Raw genomic sequence first — 19948 nt, forward strand, 5'->3', positions numbered from 1 at the left:
ATGAAACCGCGGTTTCCAGAGGACGCCCGGCTCTCCGGAAGGGGTGACAGGTTCCGGGGTGGCCTCATTGTTGCCTCCAACAGGGAACCTTATTGTCACCGGAAAACCCCCGAGGGCCTGCGATGGGAGATTCCCGTCGGCGGAGTCGTTTCGGCTCTTGATACGGTCCTGCGGGTGACCGGGGGAACATGGGTCGCCTGGGGCAGCGGCAGCGGCGACATGGAGCAGACGGATGCCGGCGGCCGTCTATTGGTACCGCCGGAAAACCCTGCCTATACCCTAAGAAGGATCTGGCTTTCCGCATCGGCAGAGGAAAATTACTATCACGGATTCTGCAATCTGGTCCTCTGGCCGCTCTTTCATGGTGAAACGGATCGCGTCGTCTACTTACCCTCTTTCTGGGAGGAGTATGAAAAGACCAACCGGGCGTTTGCCGAGGCGATTCTTGAAGAATGCGCTTGGAATTCGACGATCTGGATCCATGATTATCACCTCTGCCGGGTTCCCCGGATGATCCGCGCGGCCGATCAGGAGCGGATCATCGCTCATTTCTGGCACATACCCTGGCCCGAACGGGAACGGTATGACTGCGCCCCCCATGGCGAGGAAATCCTTGCCGGACTTCTCGGCAATGATCTCCTTGGCTTTCAGACTCCTCTCTATGCCCGAAATTTCATGGATTGTGCCGCAGCGCGGCTTGGCGCAGTCATCGATGACGATGCCATGACCGTTGCCTGGGATGGACGCACCACCCAGATTCGGACCTTTCCGATCAGCACCGACTTCGAGTGTTTCAATGCCTTGGCGAACTCTGCTTCCACGGCTGCCCGGATTCGGCGAATCAGGAAGCAACACCATCTGCCCCGGCGTGTCGGTCTTGCCGTCGACCGACTCGACTACACCAAGGGAATTCTTCAGCGACTCCAGGCGCTTGAGCTTTTTTTCCAGCGCAATCCGGAATTCCACAGGAGATTTTCCTTCATCCAAGTCGCCGTCATGACTCGGAGCGGGAAGCCGTACCTGCGCTACCGGCAGGAAGTTGAGGACCAAATCGCCGAAATCAATAAGAAGTTCGGCAAGGCGGACTGGAGACCGATCATCTATTTCGGAAGCAAGCTCGAACGGCAGGATCTTGTTTCCTGGTACCGGATGGCGGATGTGGCCGTCATTACTCCTCTTCATGACGGGATGAACCTGGTGGCCAAGGAATATGTAGCTTCAAGAGGAGACGGGAAGGGCGTTCTTATCCTGGGCAGACAGGCTGGTGCAGCCGAAGAACTGACCGAGTCGATCCTTGTCGATCCAACCGATATCGAGATGTTCGCCACGGCTATCCATAGGGCTCTCACTCTATCCAGCGGGGAGAAAAAGAAGCGGATGATGCAGTTGCGGGGACAGGTGCAGGGAAATACGATTTATTCCTGGGTAGACAACATCCTGGACGAGCTTTCCCTTCTCCCAGTGATGAAACAGGGAGGAAAACATGCCCTCACGCATGAAGATGAAATCGCCGGCCGCCTTGCCGGTCGGGATCTCTTTTTCTGCCTGGATTTCGACGGCACCCTCGCCCCGATCGTTGAGCAGCCTGAACTGGCGGCCATGCCGGACGACATTTCCCTACTCCTCTCCGTGCTTCAAGAGCATCATCCCGTCGCGGTAATCAGCGGCAGACGTCTTGACGACATCAGGCATCGTGTCGGCTTGCCGGGCCTTGTCTATGCAGGAAACCATGGGATGGAAACGGACAATGGAGTAGCCGATGTCGGCGGCCGCGCCGCACTTGATGCCTTTCTTCCTGCGGCGCGGCAGGCATTGGAATGCCTGCCCGGGGTAGAGATAGAGGACAAGGGGTTGACCGTCAGTATCCATTTCAGAAAGATAGCACCCGTGCTGTTGGAACATTTTTTCGATTTATTCCAGGAAATTGCCCGGAAGTTCATGGGAGAGATCGTCGCCAACGAAGGGAGAAAAGTCTTCGAGATCCTTCCGCAAGGCGCACCGGACAAGGGAAGCGCGGTACGGCAGCTCTTGAAGGAGGTCGGGAAAGGAAGGCTTCCGGTCTATATGGGAGATGACACGAACGATGAAGAGGCATTCCGGGCAGTTCGGGAAGACGGGATAACCGTTGCCGTCGGGGGAAGCACGGAGGCTGAATTCTATCTGAGAAACCAGGGAGAGGTCGGAAAATTTCTGGCGTTGCTGATCCGGGTATCTCTGCCCGATGGAAAACAACGCCATGCAAAGGATGAAGGGGCATAATAAAATGATCGGCGAAACAGTCCCAAAAATCGAAACAGGGGTAATCCACGGCCGCTTTCAGGTTTTTCACAACGATCATCTCAAGTACCTTCTGGCCGGAATGCGGCTCTGCCGGCATCTGGTGGTGGGCATCACCAACCCGGACCCGAAGCTGACCATGGAAGAAGCCGCGGATAAGAAGCGCAGCAGTTCCCTAGCCAATCCGCTTACCTACTATGAACGTTACGTCATGATCCGCACCGTGCTCGAGGAGGCCGGAATCGAGTCGTCGCATTTCTCCATCGTTCCCCTTCCCATCAACCTTCCCGAACTTTACCGATATTATGTTCCCATGGACGCCGTCTTCTTTCTTTCCATCTATGACGACTGGGGCAGAAAAAAGCTGAAGTACTTCAATTCGTTGGGGATCAAAACCCATGTCCTTTGGGAAGTGCCCCTGGAGGCAAAGGGGATCAGTGCGGAAGACGTCCGCAACCGGATGATCCAGGGTGGCCCGTGGGAACATCTGGTGCCTCCCTGTGTGGCGCACCTCATGAGGAAATGGGACATTCCCGCACGGCTCCGGAATATGTCGGAGCCGACTCAGATCAATCCATGAAGCAGGTGTTGACGACGCAGCTGTAATCGGAAAAGTTGTGGATGAACCGAAGAGAAAGATGATCGTGAGGTGAAGGAAGATTGATAGAGATTGATGTCCCTGGGAAAGGCGTTTACAGGTTTGAACACCTGGTCCTGGACCTCAACGGAACGATTTCCCTGGACGGCGCCGTCATCGAAGGGGTTCCCGAAAGACTGGAATTGCTGCGCCGGTTGGTCGACATCGTCGTCGTCACGGCGGATACCCGGGGTAAAGCTCAGGAATTGGGCAAGGATCTTCGCGTTAAAATCCACATCCTCCATCCGGGCGATGAACAGAAGCAGAAGCTCAGACTGGTACGGCAACTGGGCAGTGCGGTCACGGTGTCCATGGGAAATGGCTCAAATGACGCATCCATGTTGAAGGAGTCCGGTTTGGGGATATGTATTCTTGGTCCTGAAGGGGCATCCTCCGAGACGATGGCAAACTGTGATCTGGTTATCTCCGATATCAACGCCGCACTGGATCTGTTGCTGAAACCCGGGCGGCTGATCGCTACGCTGCGCAGATAGGAACACAACCAGAGCATCCCGAACATCCAACGGGAGCATTTTTGCACCTTGCTGTTCCCATAAGAGTTTGTTTTGCCTCTCATGCCATGCAAGCCGGATTTATCGGGAACAAAATAAAAAAACCCGGGGTGCGGCAATAAGATGAAGTCACGAAAAAGGGCTTAATCCGATCCGGCTAAGCCCTCAAAATGGCGCATGAAAGGTCCAATAACCAGATGCTTCAATTTTTAAAGCACCGGATCCGGGAATGGAAATAACAATCAGACATCACCGGCCCTCTTGTCGATGCGTCTGGTTATAAAACCGCCCGGCTTTCACAATTGGTGTGCAACTGCTTGACCGGGCATTGCTGGATTCCAATCAACGATCAGCGCAACTCGCTATGTTCAACATTACGGGAATGACTCAAAATCGTCGCGTAATATTGCTCATGCCGGTCTGCAAATGCCTCAAGACTGAATTTCTTCTGAACGAACATCCTGCCTTCTTCTCCCATGGCCTTTCTCTTTTTTCCGTCGGTTAAAAGCTCTTTTAATCGATCGGCAAAAGATTTGAGGTCTCCCTTACGGACGAGGAATCCCGTTTTTCCATGGACAATCCCTTCGGGGGTTCCTCCAATTCTGTAGGCAACGACAGGCACCTTCATCGCCTGGGCCTCGATCAGTATCCTTCCCAGGCCTTCATGATGATAGGTCGGAAAAGCCATCATTGATGAAACCCCATACCAGTCACGCAACCTTTCCTGATTTAGTTCTCCGATAAATAACACTTGATCTGTAAGCCCGTCTTTACTCACCAACCCTCTGAGTTCCTCTTCATATTCAGCGGAATCCGTTCTGCCTGCAAACACAATTTTAGCGAGCAACCCCTCACGCCTCAGTGCGGCATAGGCCTTGATGACATCGTGTTGGCCTTTAAGCCTGAGAATTCGAGCCGGATAGAAAATGATCGGAATATCCGTCCCGATTTCCAATGGCCATGCATGGGCAGGATTGAACACCTCCATGTCTATCCCATCGGACAGATTACAGAACGCTCCTTTCAACCTCCTTGGAACACCAATACCTGAAACCCCGGCTAAGCCGGTACAATAACACAATTGAGCATTGATTGAGGGATCGTTAAAATAAGAATTTGAGAAATGATTGATAAAAATGGAAGGGATGGTAAGTTTCTTTGCCTCTTCCATTATTTCGAGACTATCAACTGTGCCAAGGTAATGCATGATGAGCAAATCAACCTTGTGTCGCTTGTGTATATTTCTGAATTTTTCTGCCGCATTTCTTATTTGAAAAAGTCCGGGGCGCGGGGCATTTTGGGCAGTTTTTAATCGGCCCGATTTATCCATATTGTAGATGGAGTCGGTTGGCATTCCGACGGTGAAGGGCAAGGGAATTTCAACCAAACGCCCCTGTCCGATTTCCGTGTTGATTGCTTCCCCGGCAGTTGATTCTTTCTCAAGATACGTTCGAATGATATGAGCCTTATTTCTTTTCAATAACGTACGATCGAGGTCATCAAGGTACTGCTCTATGCCGCCGCCGCTTCTAAAGGCCTTCGTAAATCTTAAAACGGTGACTCCATTTAATTGGTTGATCATTGATATTTTTCCTTTTTTTCAGGGAAAGGATTTTTAAAACGAATCAACGTTGTTTTCGGAACGCGCACGAGGACCAATCTCTTCACTCGTCAGCGACAAACAGCGTAATTCTACCATGACCGCAACCAATGCACTCCACAAATTGTCGGCAACAGAGAAGAGGTCTTTATCGGAAACGAATAGCGGGGATGAGTCAGACAAGGCGCTCAGCAAGCATGCAAAAGGACTCACGCGACTCGGCATGAGTCCTTTTGCGGGAATCCCGGACATCGTTTAAAGGATGGTGACGTCGGCTTCCGAAGGGAAATCAGCTTGTTCATAAGTCTCTGTAACGAGCTATCGTCTCATTCGATTTCCTCCCTTTCTTCTCACCGGAACGCACCTGATAGTGTTTCAATTCGAACAGGTATGCCTGAGCAGAATCCGATGCCCGTTGCAATATGTAAGCAAGATACCTGTCTTTTAAGCTGTTGTTTCTTTGCTCTTTCTAACGACCGCTCTCTGGCCTTCCGGAAGAGGAGGCGGTGCAGGCTGGCCGACCAGTTTCGTCACAGCGCTGAATTTAGGGGGGCAGGCGGACAAGCAGGTTCCGCATTTAATGCACTTGTCCTGATCAATGACATGGACCTGCCCCTTGGCGCTGATAATAGCGTCTACCGGGCATTTCCGGGCGCAGGTCATACAGGCCTGGCACTTTTCCGGATCGATGTAGTACGACGGTGCTTCGCGAATGAGCCGTTCCACCTCCTCGGTGGTGAAAAGTCTGGCGTAGGCCGCCTCATCATGATCGTGCAAGGCCAGCTCCTTCATCTTTGCCAGCTTGAAGTAGGGAATCAGCCTGGCCATTTCCTCCAGTCGAGCCTTCATTTCGGCTTCGTCGATGCCTTCACTGCTTCCCAGAGGTCCCAACTCCTGAATCTCACGGCTGTACTCGTTCATGATCTGAGCGAACCGGATTCCTTCACCGGCGGAAACCCATTCGATCCTTAATCTTTTTGGGTTGATTCCGATGTGCTCCAGCAGTTTCCTGCACAGGGTCACCATGCTGTAGGCATCGTAATTTCCCTCCGGATTGTAGTGGCAGTCGTTGATGTGGCAGCCGCCGACGAACACCGCGTCCTGTCCGGTCAAAAAAGCCCGGAAGATGAATTTCAAGTCGACTCTTCCGGAGCACATCACCCGGATCAATCGTATATACGTCGGATATTGAAAGCGGGAAACACCGCACAGGTCCGCCCCGCCGTAACAGCACCAGTTGCAAATAATACCCAGCATCTTCGGTTTAAAACTTGCGTCCGCACTCATACTTTTTATACCTCCTTAAATGGATCATCCTGCTTAAATAGATTGTGGGTTGAGTTCTCTCTATGCCTCTGCCAGAGCCGCTTCAGCAGACCCCAGAACCAGTTCTTTGGAACCCGCCGCGTCGATCTGGTTCAGAAGCTCGACATCGGTATAATGCTTCAGTTGGATCGCCCCGGTCGGACACTTGGAGTTGCACAGCCCGCATCCCTTGCAGAGGACGGGGATGACCGAGGCCTTTTTGCCCTGCTTGGTCTCCTTGAACTCGACCGCGCCGTACGTGCAGGCCGGGATGCAGGCTCCGCAGGCGATGCACATCTTTTCGTTCACCGAACAGACGGAGCCCGAGGCGACAACGGTATCATTGGCCAGCAGGGTCAAGGCCCTTCCGGCGGCCCCGTAAGCCTGGGCGATCGTTTCCGAGATATGCTTGGGATAGTGTGCGATCCCGCAGAGGTAAATCCCTTCTGCGGCGAAGTCGACGGGTCGTAATTTGACATGGGCTTCCTGGCAGAAACCATCCGGACCCAGGGCTACCTTGAATTTATTAGATATTTCCTGGCTTTCCGCCGCAGGAATTGTGGCGACGGACAGGATCAGAAAATCGGCGTCCAGGGCAAGCTTCTTTTCCAAAATCGGATCGGCCGCAGTCACCCGCAGAACCGGCCTTCCCTCTTCCACAACGGCTTCCACCTGGGGTGGATTTTCCGGCTCATAGCGGACAAATTTGACGTCCTTGTTGGAAGCATCCCGGTAATAATTCTCGAAATAACGATAGGTCCTCATATCCCGGAAGAGAATGGAGATTTCCATCTGGGGATTTTTCTCTTTCAGTTTCAAGGCATTCTTGATGGCATGACTGCAGCAGATCCGGGAGCAGTAGTTTCTGTCCTCGTTCCGGCAGCCTACGCACTGGATCATCACCATGCTCTCGGCAGAAACGATCTTCTCCTCTCCCTGGGCGATCCGGCCCTCCAGCTCCAGCTGGGTCATGACCCGCTCATCCTGGCCGTAGAGGTATTCCGTGGGCTTATATTCGTCGGCGCCGATGGCAAGTACGGTGGCCCCATGTTTGATCACCGATGTTCCCCGGCCGTTCTGTACCGTGGTCGTGAAGTTCCCAACGTAACCGGTCGTCTCCGGAATGGACGCCCCCGTATAGACATGGATCATGGGATTGGAATAAACCTGCTGGATCAGATCCTTCACATAGGCCTGAACATCCAACCCTTCCAGCGTGTAGTGGAGCCGTTTCGCCATCCCTCCCAGCTCTTTCTCCTTTTCCACCAGAAAGACTTCATGCCTCTGCTTGGCGATGGACAAGGCGGCCGTCATGCCGGCAATGCCGCCGCCGACGACCATCGCCCTCTTGTCGACGGGAAGATCGAATTCCTGCAGGGGTTCCAGAAAATGGGCCCTGGCGACGGACATCCGGATGATATCCTCCGCCTTCTCCGTGGCCGCCTCCTTTTCCTTCGAGTGGACCCAAGAGCAGTGCTCGCGGATATTGGCCATGTCATAGTAATACTGGTTGATCCCTGCTTCCCGGAGGGTGTCGCGGAAGAGCGGTTCATGGGTCCGCGGAGTGCAGGCGGCGACGATCACACGGTTGAGGCCTCTTTCCTTGATGTCCTTTGCCAGCATGGCCGCGGCTTCCGTCGAACAGATGAAAAGGCTTTCTTCGGCGTGAACGACATGGGGCAGGGTCAGGGAATATTGAACCGTCTGAGGAACATTGACGATCCGGCCGATATTGGCCCCGCAATGACAGACATAGACGCCGATCCTCGGCTCCTCCTGCGAGACGTCCTTTTCCGGGGGATAGACTCTTGCCTTGGAAAGGTTTCCGCGCCGGTAAGAGAGGATTTCGCCACACATGGAACCGGCGCCGCTGGCGCCCAGTACCCCTTCGGGAATATCCATAGGACCGATGAAAGCGCCGCTGACAAAGATTCCCGGGCGCGTCGTCTCCAGGGGATTGGCGGGTCCGGTTTTGCAGAAGCCGTGATCGTTGAGTTCAATTCCGAAGGCCTGGGCAATTTTTTCTACATTGCGGGGAGGAACCAGGCCGACGGAAAGGACCACCATGTCGAATTCTTCTTCTTTGACGCCCTCGGGGGTCGTGTATCGAATCGTCACATTCTTCGTGACCGGGTCTTCCCGGACGATGGAGGCATAACTGCGGATAAAGCGGATTCCGGGAAGGTTCTCCGTTCTCTGGTAGAACCGCTCGAAATCCTTGCCGTAGGAACGGATATCGTTATGGAAGATGGTACAATGGGCCCCGTCGTCATGATCCTTGGTCAGAATCACCTGTTTCTGTGTATAGGTGCAGCAGACCGCGGAGCAGTAGCTGTTGTCGCCCGGGGTGACCCGCCGGGAGCCGACACAGTGAATCCAGGCGACATTGTGGGGATGCCTCATGTCGGAGGCACGCAATATTTCCCCTTCATGGGGACCTGTGGCGCAGAGGAGCCGCTCGTAGTCAAGGCCGGTGACCACATTGGCAAAATCGTCATAATGATATTCCTCCTTCGCCCGGGGATCATAGGCCTCGATGCCCGGAGACAAAATAATCGCCCCGACCCTGATTTCCACCTTCTCCGGCTTCTGACTGAAATCGATGGCCTTGGACTGGCAGACGCCGATGCAGATCTGGCATTTCCCCTCCTTTAGATAAAGACAACTGTCATCGATATAGGGAACCAGAGGGATGGCCTGAGCGAAGTAGATATGGATCGCTTTGTTCTTCGAGATCTCCTGATTGAATTTATCGGGATACACGACCGGGCAGTATTCCACGCAGGTGGTGCAGCCCGTGCATTTGCTCTCGTCAATATACCTGGGCTTCTTCACGACGGTGACGGTGAAGTCTCCCGCTTCCCCCTCCACGCTCTCCACCTCGGCATAGGTGATCATCTCGATATTGGGATGCCGCTTGCATTCAACGAATTTGGGAGATTCGATGCACATGGAGCAGTCGTTGGTGGGAAAGGTCTTGTCGAGATGGGCCATCTTCCCGCCGACGGTCGGCGATTTCTCGACAAAATAGACCTTGAATCCTGCCGTGCCGAGATCAAGGGCAGCCTGGATCCCGCTGATGCCTCCACCGACAATCATGACGTCGCCAAAATTACGGTCCGTTAAACTTTTGCACAGTTGTTCAACTTGCTCTTTTTCCATTTCTCCATACCCCTTCTTAAAAGATGTTCGTTAAATGGCCTGGTTCTGATTTCCTGAAAACGATTCCCCTTTTTCGTTTTCTCCTTTCCGGGAACGGGAAGTTTTACTGTTGCCGGTCGCGCCCATCGTCCCGTGCTTTCTGAACGAAAACGATTGTGCAAAAGGTGCTGAAGCCCACAGAAAGAGGGGGATTCAATGCGCACGGGAAGAAAAGCCGGACTCAGCAAGGCGCAAAGTACGCGCGGAACATCCGGTGACGTCACGTTTTTTCAAGGAATTAATTTCGGGGTAATGCGGTTTGGATTTGGATGACCAAACGTGGCTTTCTCCCCGTACTCCGCCGCTTTCATCACGGCAGGACGGGACGTGGCCTATTCGGCCTGCGGGAGGAAAGGAGCGGAAAAGCACATTCTAGAGAACCGTCCAAGTTCTCTAGAGGCGCTTCATATCTGCTGTATGAAAATTAAAGTTAATCTATTCATCTTCCTGAATTTCTCTTCATTTCTCTGCATTGTTGAAAACAAGCTCAATCGCTGGATTGGAGTTACGGTAAGGTGGCTACTATATTATTACGCATGCGTCAAATAGAAATATGGAATAGTATAACGCAAGTATTCATAAGATTAATAACCATGAAGATTGAATTGCCCCTGTCTGCCGTCAGGCATTCTCATGATTTTTCCGAACAGAGGAGACCGACTGCATCGGCCCGGCATCTCCGGCAGTGATACATCTGAGGGAGATGAAGGGAGGCCAGTGCCCGAATACGGACCATCTCGGCATCGGCAGGCGCCCCCAGACACTCAAAGGGGGTATCCTGAACGGGAATCATGGGAATGCAGTTCATCAGATCGACTCCCCATTCCGCCGCCTTCTCGGCGATCGCCGTGATGTGACCGGCATTGATTCCCGGAACAACAACGGAATTGATCTTGACCGTAAGGCCCCTCCCCTTCAGCCTCGACATGGCCTCTTCCTGACGGGAGAGAAGAAGCTGCGCCGCTTCAAGTCCTCGATAAATCATGGAATTGATGGAAACCCAGGCATAAATCCTTTGCCCGATGAGCGGATCAACGGCATTGACGGTGACGGTTATGTGGGTCACTCCGGCTGCGACGAGATCGTCGACATGCTCGGCCAGATTAAGCCCATTGGTGGATAAACAGAGGAGCAGATCCGGATAGGCGGCATGCACGGCGCGCATCGTTTCCAGAGTTCGTTCCGGGTCGCACAGGGAATCTCCCGGTCCGGCGATCCCCACCACGGAGATATCCGATCTCGCTTTCAAAAGACGGTCCAGATACAGCAGGGCTTCGGCGGGATCCAAAATGCGGCTGGTCACTCCCGGACGGCTTTCGTTGACGCAATCGTAGAGGCGGTTGCAGAAGTTGCACTGGATGGTGCAGTTTGGCGCCACGGGCAGGTGAACCCGACCCCACCGTGTACCGGCGCTCCTGTAAAAACAGGGGTGATCGAGAAGGCTTCTTCGTTCACACAGTCCCGTCAGAGTCATCTCATTTCTTCTTTCTGCCGAATTGAATCGCATCGACGGGACAGATTTTCAAGCAGTCTCCACAGTTGGTGCAGTTGACTTCATCGGGGCGTGTCCCCATCTCGCAGACCCTAAGACAGGCATTGCAGTCGTTGCAGGCGCTGGTCTTGAAGACCCGGAACAGGGCAATCCGCTTGACGAGTTCCATCAGGCCGCCGGTTGGACAGGCAAAGCGGCACCATAGATTGGCGACGATCAATCCTGCCGCGACCAGTCCAAGAACGACAAAGGTGCGGGTCAGCCAGAAAGGAGAGGCATGTTCGAAGGAAAGGCGGATTGCGCTCCAGAATTCACCGACCCGGATCGGGACCATCGAGCGGGGGTTGTGATAGCCAAGCCAAAGAAACAGGGCCACGGCCAATCCAACCCCGAGCCCCAGAGGGGCGATCTTCAGGAGGGGGTTCCGGGTGCGCAGCTTGAAAATCGCGATCTTTCCAATCATCTGGTTGACGAGACCGCCGGGACAGAGCCAGCCGCAGAAGGCCCGCCCGAAAAGGATGGCGGAAAGGGGAAGAAAGAGCCAGAACCCCCAGAAGAGAGTCGTTATCCTTCCCCAGCAGGTGATGACCGGGCAGTTCTGACAATCGACAAAAGGCACAAGGAAGGGGCATCGGAAGATGCCGTAAAAGGACCATTGGCCCAGGACGGCGAGCATGCCTGCCTGGGTCGCTCTGCGAATCCACGGAAGAACGTTGCGGACTTTTAACTTTACATCGCTCTCAGACATCTTTCACCCCCAGTTTTTCAATCAGCATCCGGCCTTTTTCAGAGGCAGCGGGAATGAAGCCCTGCCGCTCGAAGATCGCCTGCGCTTCGTCGGAGCACATAAACTGAACATAGTCATCGGCGAGGGGGCGGTCTTTCGCGTATTTCATGACCCCGATGGTGAACGTCAGCGGTCCCGGCGGAAAGAGCGTCTCCGGAATGGGGATCACGTCTACTTTCCCCTCATATCTCACCATGCGCGTCAGGCGCCTTTCCACGATGGAAGCCTTTCCTTCCCCGGCGATGATCGCCGGCATCATTTTGATCACGCAGGTCTCCATCCTGATCGCGTTCTTAAGAACTGCCTGGTCGATTTTTGCCTTTTTGAGGATGCCCATCACCGCATCGCCGCCTGGCGGAGAGGCACCAAGGGGCAGGATCACCGGAAGGCCCGGACGGGCCAGATCCTCCACCGAGGAAATGCCGGCAGGATTTCCCCGCGGGGTGATCAACACATACTCGGTAAAACAAAAAGGACGGAAATAAAGCATCTTTTTTGCCGCCTTCAGGCTTTTTGCCAGTTTCAGGACACGCCCTGCAAAGACATCCGTGACGGCACTTCCCTGCAGCGATTTGCCCAGTGCTGCCGCAAATGCGCCGGTATATTGTATTTTTATTCCCGTCTTTTGCTCATAAATACGATTCGCCGGATTCATGGCTTCCGCCAACCCCCCGCAGGACCAGACCTGAAGCGAATCGGCCTGGAACCACCCTGCCGACAGGCGGCCCGGTTTCATCGTCGCGGCGGCGACCGTAGAAGCCATGGCCGCCTTCAGAAACGCCCGTCTTTCCATCCCACTCCCTTTTTTATCCACATCCCTCTCCTTGACCACTGCACGCCCTAAATAAGGACGCACCCCACCAGCCTACGCTGTGGGCTGTCCCCCCAAAGCGTCGCGGCATGGTATTTTGGACGGTTTTTCCCTGCGGGATCCCCGACGTCCGCCAGGGTGGAAACACAAAGGTCATGGCATCCATCGGTTTACCGGTTTATTAAAAGCGGATTACCAATATATTTCCTGATAGAATATGTCCAATAAATCACTCTTGTCCAAATTAGCTTTTTTAAGAAGGGAAAGTTGAGCCCTGATTTGGTATAGGAATTTTGGCCAAATCACAAACACCAGAAGGAGGGCTCAACCATGAGGTTCAGTAGCATATTTAGTCAGTTGTTACAATTATTCCCTCGGCGTGAATTTCAACATCTTGTGAAAGAGACAAAAGCCGAACGCCATGCAAGGGGCTTTACCTGTTGGGGTCAGTTTGTAGCCATGCTTTTCTGTCAGCTGGGCAGAGCCCATTCTTTGAGAGAAATCGCCAATGGTCTTCGTAGCTGTGAGGGCAAACTGAAGCACTTGGGAATAACGGCACCGAATCGATCTACCTTATCCTATGCCAATGAGCACCGGCCGTGGGAACTTTATCAGAAGATCTTCTTCAATCTCTTTGAGCTTTGCAGGAATCAGATGACTGGAAAGAAGAAGTTTCGTTTCAAGAACAAGCTGGTCAGCCTGGATGCCACGGTCATTGACCTTTGTTTGTCCATGTATGACTGGGCGAAGTTCCGCCAGACCAAGGGAGCGATCAAACTGCATCTGGTGCTGGATCATGACGGTTATCTTCCTTCATTTGCCGTCCTTACCGATGGCAAGTGTCATGAGGTAAAGGTTGCTTATCTTCTAAAGTTTGACCCCGGCACCATTGTGGTCGATGATCGAGGGTACAACGATTATCATTTGTTTGCCAAATGGACGTCGGAAGGGGTTTTCTTCGTGACGCGGCAAAAAAGTAATGCAACCTATACGACCATAGAAGAAAGAACCCTTCTCAACTTTCGCACAAGGTTAAATGTCCTTAAGTGCTTGTTCATTAACAAGAAACAGCGTTCTTTTGCCAGTCTAGTAGCCAGCGTGCCCCATAAATTGGCGGAAGTTCCCTAAGAAACCGTTCGATCATGGATCGAATCAGATCCCTGGTCATTTCGGGAACGGTTTCCAATGCCTGCTTTAAGAGTATCAGTAAAATGGCCAGCGCTTCCGCAAAAGTCACCTGCTCAAGTTCTTCACAGCAGGCGTGAAACAGGGTCCCAAAAGTTCGGGGATCTTGGTTCGTCCGCTTGGCAAGGGCCAGCATGATGTATCGGCAGCACACCACATGGGCCTGAGCAACAAGAGCGTCATAAGACCGACTCTGGCACTCCTTGGCGAGATTGAGGAACGATTTCGCCATTTTAAAAAACACCTCAATGTCCTAGCGGCGCTTATAGGTCGTGATGATCTCTTCGTCACTCAGGGCTGTATCGGTGGAAAGCAGGGCCAGCCACTTTTTTGCGCGGCGGTCCCGCACAAAGACGATCTTCGCCGGAATCGGAACGCCCTTGTCGTCCTTGCCAATCTCGATTCTGACCGAAGCGAGAATCTTTGCGCGGCCTCGCCGCTTGCGGATCTTCCGGTAGAGGGCTGCCAGATGGATATCTTCCCCCTGGTAGCGATAGAAGATCTTTTCCGTAACCTTGAGCATACAGAGGGTATGCATCCCCTGGGCAAGCAACTTCCTCATGATTGTGGGATAAGCGAACCAGCTATCGAACAGAAGGTGACGGACCTCGATCCCACTTGCCGTGGCCTCGGCGACCATCTCGACCAGGACATCGGTTGCCTTGCGGATCGCTTCCCGGCGTCGCTTCGCTCCGTTGGTGCGACGGTCAAGATCTGAATGCATGGGAACCAGACGATTCTTTTCACTGCTGGAAGCCAGCAGAGCACAGGAAACAGGCAGAAAACTGTTACCGTCGGACCAACCCAGGGTGAGCATTCTGAATCCGCGATAATACCGATGGTCGGTATGGTCAAAAACCCGCGATAGCAACTCGACTTGCCGGCTCCGATTGCGCCGGTAAAGAGTATCATCGGCGATCAACACCTTCATATTGCCAGCGCCAGTTAGTTGCCTCAGCTCCTCTCGGATCAGCCGGGAGCTTAACAATAGAAGGAACCTTCTCCAATGGGTATGAACCGAATTGAGGAAGCGATACACCGTGTCCTTGGCCATACCGCAGTTTCCACCTCCTTCGAGGGTGCGGTACAGGTTCTTGCCGGTAAAGACCAGTGTGAACAGCATCCGGAATAAAGTGACAGGAGCAATCCCTTTTTCCTTATCGATGTTGCTGCGCTTCAGCAGGCTACTGATTCTCTGATTTTGAAAGAATTGATGAATCTGGTTTTCACAGGAAACGATGTCTGTTACAATTTTGCTCATAGCGTCACCTCGTGTTGTAAAGGGTTATTGTTGGCGAACAAAACCCATATATCACACGTTGTGACGCTATACAATTAATAATTACAATATGTTAAGAGTCATTTGCACCTGCGAAAGTTGAGAACCCTTCCTAAAAAACGTTCCGTTCTCAAGGATGAAGTCATTCTTTTTAGCGGAACGGGTGCGGCAGAAAAATGTCCTTACCCCATGCGACGGATTGAGTTCTATGATACAGAGAAAGATGAAATCCTTGTTTTTCTCACAAATAATCTGAAGCTGGGCGCGACAACCATTGCCGCTATTTATAAGGATCGCTGGCAAATCGAGTTATTCTTCAAAGCCTTGAAACAGAATTTGAAGATCAAAACCTTTGTGGGAACAACGCCTAATGCGGTTAAGATTCAAATTTGGACAGCATTGATCGCCATGCTGATTCTACGTTATCTTCAGATCAAATCCACGTTCAATTGGTCGTTGTCAAATCTTGTTGCCATACTGCGAATGAACCTCTTTACCTATCGGGATTTGTGGACTTGGCTGAATGAACCTTTCGAGACACCTCCTGCTCCATATGCGCGGGAACAATTGAAACTGGCTCTCGCTTAATTGGGACAGCAGGAAAATATAAGAGTTAGACCTGTTTTTCAAAACAGCAAAAAGGCGTCCAAATTGGTAATGATTTCAAACCTCGGAATCCTAAATCGCACATAATTTGGACAGCAGTGCCAATAAATAAATTGAATAATAGAGAAGAAGTTATTCTCTTCAGGCAGTTTGCTCGGCTTGTTTTCTGACTATCTGCATCCGGTACACACATAAATTCAAGAAGTTTATACAACAGGCATATGTATAACAATTATTCATTGGACACATGCCGGATTGCTATATATGGAACCGGCACAGCCACGCCGGATAAAGACACTTTTAAGGAGGCACAAGCAACCCATGTTGAAAAATCTGAAATTCACCATTCTTTTTTTGACCCTTACCGCCCTGTTTCTGGTTCCCGCAGCCCGGGCGGCGGAGATCCCCACCCTGAAGGTGGGCTATATTTTCACGACTCACCACACCCCGTTCATGGTGGCGGCAACGAAGGGGGAGGCCTTCAAGTCCATGGGCGTCTATCTGCGGCCGCTTATTGCCAAGGATAGGTATGAACTGGTGGCCGACGGCAAACCGATCGCCAATTTTCAGTTGATCGTGGCAAAAAGCGGTACGGAAACGGCGTCTCTGTTCGCGAGGAATCAGCTCGATCTGGCCATGGCTTCGGTGACCGCCATGATGTCCGGAATCGACAAGGGCACACCGATCAAGATTCTCTCTCCCCTCCAGACGGAAGGTATGGGCCTTGTGGTACCCCGGGAATCCTCCCTCAAGGATTGGAACTCCTTTCTGGCCTACGTGAAAAAGGCGAAGAAACCCGTCAAGGTGGGCTACCATTCACCCACAAGCGCACCGAAAATCGTCCTGGAAGGCTCCCTGAAGTTCTCCGGGATCCGGGTCACGAGCGATCCCACCAACATGTCGGCGCAGGTTCTCCTCGTTGATCTGAAAGAAACGACGAATATGGTGCCCGCTCTGGCGAGCAAGCAGGTCGAGGCCATCGTCGGCCCCTCACCCTTTCCGGAAGTGGCCGTCAGCCGGGGAGTGGGAAAAATCATCGTCAATCTGCGGGATCTGCCGCCTAAGGGCTACTGGTATGACTTTCCCTGCTGCGTCACGGCGGCCAGCGAACTGACCATCGCCAAACATCCCGACATCGTGCAGAAGTTTGTGGAACTCATCGCCAAAACAAACGTCTGGTGCAATAAGCACAGGATCGAAGCAGGAACCCTGACCGCCGAGTGGATCGGCCTTCCCGGAGATACCGCCAGGACGTCACAGCTCGTTTACCTCCCGAAATTCACGAAAAACTGGATGCACAACGCCGACAAGTATCTGACCATCCTGAATTCGATGGGCAACTTTACGGGCCGTCTGAAAGGGAAAACGATTCAAGAAGTCAAACCGGTCCTTTTCGATATGCGCTTTATCGACAACGTGAAATTGTAGTCATGGAGTTTCGAACTGTACTCGTCCGGATCGGCGCTTACCTGCTGGTTCCTGTTCTTTTTCTCGTCCTGTGGGGTGTGATCGACCGTCAATTGAACAATGAGGTGATCCTTCCCGGCGTCGGACAGGTGGCCGCCCTGTTCCTCCAGCCGACGGAGAGCCTCATCGCCATGGGTTCTCTCGCCACCAATGTGGCCATCAGTCTCGTCCGGGTCCTGGCGGGCTATCTGCTTGCGGTCTGCCTTGCCATCCCCCTGGGAATCCTGATGGGCTATTACGGAACGGCCCACAGGCTCCTCAATGGCTTCCTCGCCCTGTTCCGGCCCATTCCCCCTCTTGCCTGGGTGCCGCTGGTGCTGGCGTGGTTCGGGGTGGCCAGTCTCGCCTCGATCTTCGGAGTGGAAGAAGGCACGGCCTATCTGTACCTCAACAATCTCAAGTTATCGATGGTCTTTATCATCTTCATCGGGGCCTTCTACCCGGTTTTGACCAGCGCCATCCACGGTGTGATGGGCGTGCGGAGCACCCTGCTGGATTCGGCCCGGGTGCTGGGAGCCGGCGAGTGGGACATTTTCCGGAAGATCCTGCTGCCCGCCGCCTCGCCTTCTATCGTCAACGGCATGCGGATCGGGCTGGGGGTCGCCTGGATGTGCCTCGTGTCCGCGGAGATGCTTCCGGGAAGCATCTCCGGCGTGGGCTACCTGATCACCCATGCTTACACCCTGGCCCGGACGGATATCGTCATTGCCGGGATGATCAGCATCGGCATCGTCGGGGCCGTGCTGGACCTCTTCTTCCGCCTGATTGAGGACCGGAAATTCGTCTGGACGAGATTGACCCGATGACATCCGGCCCCATTCTCCGCATCGAAGGGCTGAGCAAGACCTTCCGGACGAACAACGGCGGGGCACTGGAAGCCCTGGCGGAGGCCAGCTTCGATGTTTCCGAAAATGACTTTGTGTGCATCGTGGGACCCTCGGGGTGCGGCAAATCGACCCTGCTCCGGATGATCGCTGGCCTCGAATCGATCTCCTCCGGCCGGATCGGCTACCGGGAAAATCCGGTCCTGCGGCCGCAGAAGGAAATCGGGATGGTTTTCCAGGAATATTCCCTGCTCCCCTGGAGAACGGTGCTGGATAATGTGGCCCTGGGTCCGGAGTTCGGCGGAGCGCCCCGGGCTGAACGCGAAGCAAAGGCCATGGAGTACCTGCGCCTCGTGGGGATGGCAAATTTCTCCGGGGCCTTTCCCCATGAGCTTTCCGGGGGGATGAGGCAGCGCGTGGCCATTGTCCGGGCCCTTGCCAATGACCCGGATGTTCTGCTCATGGACGAACCCTTCGGGGCCCTTGACGCCCACACGAGAATCCTGCTGCAGAAGGAACTGCTGCGCGTCTGGGAAAATTACCGCAAGACCATCCTGTTTGTGACCCACGGCGTCGACGAGGCCATCTATCTGGCGGACCGAATTCTGGTCATGTCCGCCCGTCCCGGTAGAATCCTGGAGATTTTCGATGTGGACACGGAACGTCCGCGGGACCGGGCCCATCCGGCCTATGGACAACTGGCGGAGCGCATCCTCTCGATCCTCGAACGGGAGGCTGCTTTTTCCGCGACTGGAACGAACGGATAAAATGGAGGAAAGAAGAATGACGTTCAATGTATCGGATGTAAAACCTTTGATCAATGACGAGTTTACAGGAGAGCCGACCAAGCGGGCCCTCCAGTATATCTCGAATCAACGCGCCTCGGGCATGCCGGTGGTGGGGCTTTACTGTGGCTACGCCCCCTTGGAGGTGATCCGCGCCGTCGGGGCCGTACCGGCCATCCTCTGCGCCTTCGCCGACAAGCCTATCCCGGCGGCGGAAGAAGTGCTGCCAGCCAATCTCTGCCCCCTGATCAAGTCGAGTTACGGTTACATCATCACGGATACCTGCCCCTTTTTCGGCCTTTCCGATGCCGTCGTGGCGGAAACGACCTGTGACGGGAAGAAGAAGATGTTTGAACTGATCTCCTCCCATCGGCCCATGTTCGTCATGGACCTGCCCCAGCTCCCCGACGAAGCGGAGGCCCGATCGAACTGGGCGACGATGATTTCCAAACTCAAGGGGTTTCTGGAGAATACCTTCGGCACGTCCGGAACATCGGAAGGCATCGAGGCGGAGATTCAGGCAACCAACATCAAGAACCGCCTGATCCGGCGCGTCTATGAATATGCGGAGAAAAAGCCACCGCTATTGAGCTGGCAGGAACTCTACGAACTGTCCTACCTTGCCCAGGTGGCCACAACGGAGCACCTCCTGCCGATCTTCAAAGAAATCTTTGAAACCATTGAAGAAAGAGAGGACAAGGGCATTTATTATGGAAGCCCGTCCTCCCCCCGGGTGCTGGTCACGGGCTGCCCCGTGGGCGGCGATTCGACCAAAGTCTACCGGATCATAGAAGAGGCGGGGGGCATCGTCGTGGCCATGGACGCCTGTTCGGGAATGAAACCTTTCCTTTCCGACATTGAAGAAAAAACCGGCGATCCCATCGGCGCCGTGGCCCAACACTATCTCGAGATCCCCTGCTCCTGCATGACCCCCAATACGCGACGCCTGACCGAGCTGGACAAGGTTATTGATCGTTTCCAGCCCGACGCCATCGTCGAGGTGGTCCTTCACGCCTGCCACTCATACAACATCGAAGCCTACAAGATCATGACCCACGTAAAAGAGAAGCACAACCTTCCCTATCTGAAAATCGTAACGGACTACTCCGAAGGGGACGTTGAACAGATCCGGACGAGGGTTGAGGCTCTGCTGGAGAGCATTTGATCAATGCAGCCCGGA

Annotated in this window: 14 protein-coding genes and 2 pseudogenes; 9 read left to right on the forward strand and 7 right to left on the reverse strand. The window is 53.6% G+C overall.

All coding sequences use genetic code 11. The annotated features are described in order from the left end of the window. The 3 genes from ACJ77P_RS13730 to ACJ77P_RS13740 all read left to right on the forward strand — a co-directional run bounded on the left by ACJ77P_RS13730 (nucleotide 1) and on the right by ACJ77P_RS13740 (nucleotide 3408). Nucleotides 1-2259: a bifunctional alpha,alpha-trehalose-phosphate synthase (UDP-forming)/trehalose-phosphatase gene (locus ACJ77P_RS13730; RefSeq protein WP_408998559.1), complete on the forward strand. Its 2259-nt coding sequence runs from the start codon at nucleotides 1-3 to the stop codon at nucleotides 2257-2259. 4 nt (nucleotides 2260-2263) lie between these two features. Beyond that, complete coding sequence (locus ACJ77P_RS13735) at nucleotides 2264-2857, forward strand: nicotinate-nucleotide adenylyltransferase (protein WP_408998560.1); 594 nt, start codon at nucleotides 2264-2266, stop codon at nucleotides 2855-2857. Between the two features lie 80 nt (nucleotides 2858-2937). After that, nucleotides 2938-3408: an HAD family hydrolase gene (locus ACJ77P_RS13740; RefSeq protein WP_408998561.1), complete on the forward strand. Its 471-nt coding sequence runs from the start codon at nucleotides 2938-2940 to the stop codon at nucleotides 3406-3408. A gap of 367 nt (nucleotides 3409-3775) precedes the next feature. Here the strand turns inward: ACJ77P_RS13740 and ACJ77P_RS13745 are convergent, their stop codons facing one another. The 6 genes from ACJ77P_RS13745 to ACJ77P_RS13770 all read right to left on the reverse strand — a co-directional run bounded on the left by ACJ77P_RS13745 (nucleotide 3776) and on the right by ACJ77P_RS13770 (nucleotide 12625). Next, a complete protein-coding gene (locus tag ACJ77P_RS13745) occupies nucleotides 3776-5008 on the reverse strand; it encodes a glycosyltransferase family 4 protein (RefSeq protein WP_408998562.1) in 1233 nt (410 codons plus the stop codon). 462 nt (nucleotides 5009-5470) lie between these two features. Continuing rightward, nucleotides 5471-6313, reverse strand: a complete 843-nt coding sequence (locus tag ACJ77P_RS13750) for a hydrogenase iron-sulfur subunit (protein ID WP_367360042.1) — start codon at nucleotides 6311-6313, stop codon at nucleotides 5471-5473. A gap of 60 nt (nucleotides 6314-6373) precedes the next feature. After that, entirely contained in the window at nucleotides 6374-9493 is a 3120-nt protein-coding gene (locus ACJ77P_RS13755) for an FAD-dependent oxidoreductase (RefSeq protein WP_408998563.1), read from the reverse strand. Between the two features lie 670 nt (nucleotides 9494-10163). Further along, nucleotides 10164-11006 (reverse strand): radical SAM protein, encoded by an 843-nt coding sequence (locus ACJ77P_RS13760; RefSeq protein WP_273697147.1) that lies wholly within the window; start codon nucleotides 11004-11006, stop codon nucleotides 10164-10166. Nucleotide 11007: 1 nt separating this feature from the next. Next, on the reverse strand, nucleotides 11008-11772 hold the full coding sequence (locus tag ACJ77P_RS13765) for a 4Fe-4S binding protein (protein ID WP_273697146.1): 765 nt from the start codon (nucleotides 11770-11772) through the stop codon (nucleotides 11008-11010). Then, a complete protein-coding gene (locus ACJ77P_RS13770; protein WP_408998564.1) occupies nucleotides 11765-12625 on the reverse strand; it encodes a substrate-binding domain-containing protein in 861 nt (286 codons plus the stop codon). The genes ACJ77P_RS13765 and ACJ77P_RS13770 overlap by 8 nt, the downstream gene beginning before the upstream one ends. Before the next feature lie 327 nt (nucleotides 12626-12952). On the opposite strand from ACJ77P_RS13770, the gene ACJ77P_RS13775 reads away from it, so the two are divergent. Next, complete coding sequence (locus tag ACJ77P_RS13775) at nucleotides 12953-13750, forward strand: IS4 family transposase (RefSeq protein WP_408998565.1); 798 nt, start codon at nucleotides 12953-12955, stop codon at nucleotides 13748-13750. Here the strand turns inward: ACJ77P_RS13775 and ACJ77P_RS13780 are convergent. Further along, nucleotides 13680-15068 (reverse strand): annotated as a pseudogene (locus ACJ77P_RS13780) (transposase). The gene ACJ77P_RS13775 and the pseudogene ACJ77P_RS13780 overlap by 71 nt on opposite strands. A gap of 204 nt (nucleotides 15069-15272) precedes the next feature. Between ACJ77P_RS13780 and ACJ77P_RS13785 the strand changes: the two are divergent. From ACJ77P_RS13785 to ACJ77P_RS13805, 5 genes and pseudogenes are all read left to right on the forward strand, one after another. Beyond that, a pseudogene (locus ACJ77P_RS13785) lies at nucleotides 15273-15495 on the forward strand (transposase); the annotation flags it as partial. A gap of 518 nt (nucleotides 15496-16013) precedes the next feature. Further along, complete coding sequence (locus tag ACJ77P_RS13790; protein WP_408998566.1) at nucleotides 16014-17120, forward strand: ABC transporter substrate-binding protein; 1107 nt, start codon at nucleotides 16014-16016, stop codon at nucleotides 17118-17120. 2 nt (nucleotides 17121-17122) lie between these two features. After that, a complete protein-coding gene (locus ACJ77P_RS13795) occupies nucleotides 17123-17965 on the forward strand; it encodes an ABC transporter permease (RefSeq protein WP_408998567.1) in 843 nt (280 codons plus the stop codon). Beyond that, on the forward strand, nucleotides 17962-18750 hold the full coding sequence (locus ACJ77P_RS13800) for an ABC transporter ATP-binding protein (RefSeq protein WP_367360047.1): 789 nt from the start codon (nucleotides 17962-17964) through the stop codon (nucleotides 18748-18750). Before ACJ77P_RS13795 ends, ACJ77P_RS13800 begins: the two co-directional genes overlap by 4 nt. Before the next feature lie 16 nt (nucleotides 18751-18766). Continuing rightward, nucleotides 18767-19933 carry a double-cubane-cluster-containing anaerobic reductase gene (locus tag ACJ77P_RS13805; RefSeq protein WP_367360048.1) on the forward strand — a complete coding sequence of 389 codons (1167 nt, stop codon included), beginning with the start codon at nucleotides 18767-18769 and terminating at the stop codon, nucleotides 19931-19933. Nucleotides 19934-19948 lie beyond the last annotated feature (15 nt).

It is taken from the genome of Syntrophus buswellii, from assembly GCF_046097065.1.
GTDB classification, from domain to species: domain Bacteria; phylum Desulfobacterota; class Syntrophia; order Syntrophales; family Syntrophaceae; genus Syntrophus; species Syntrophus buswellii.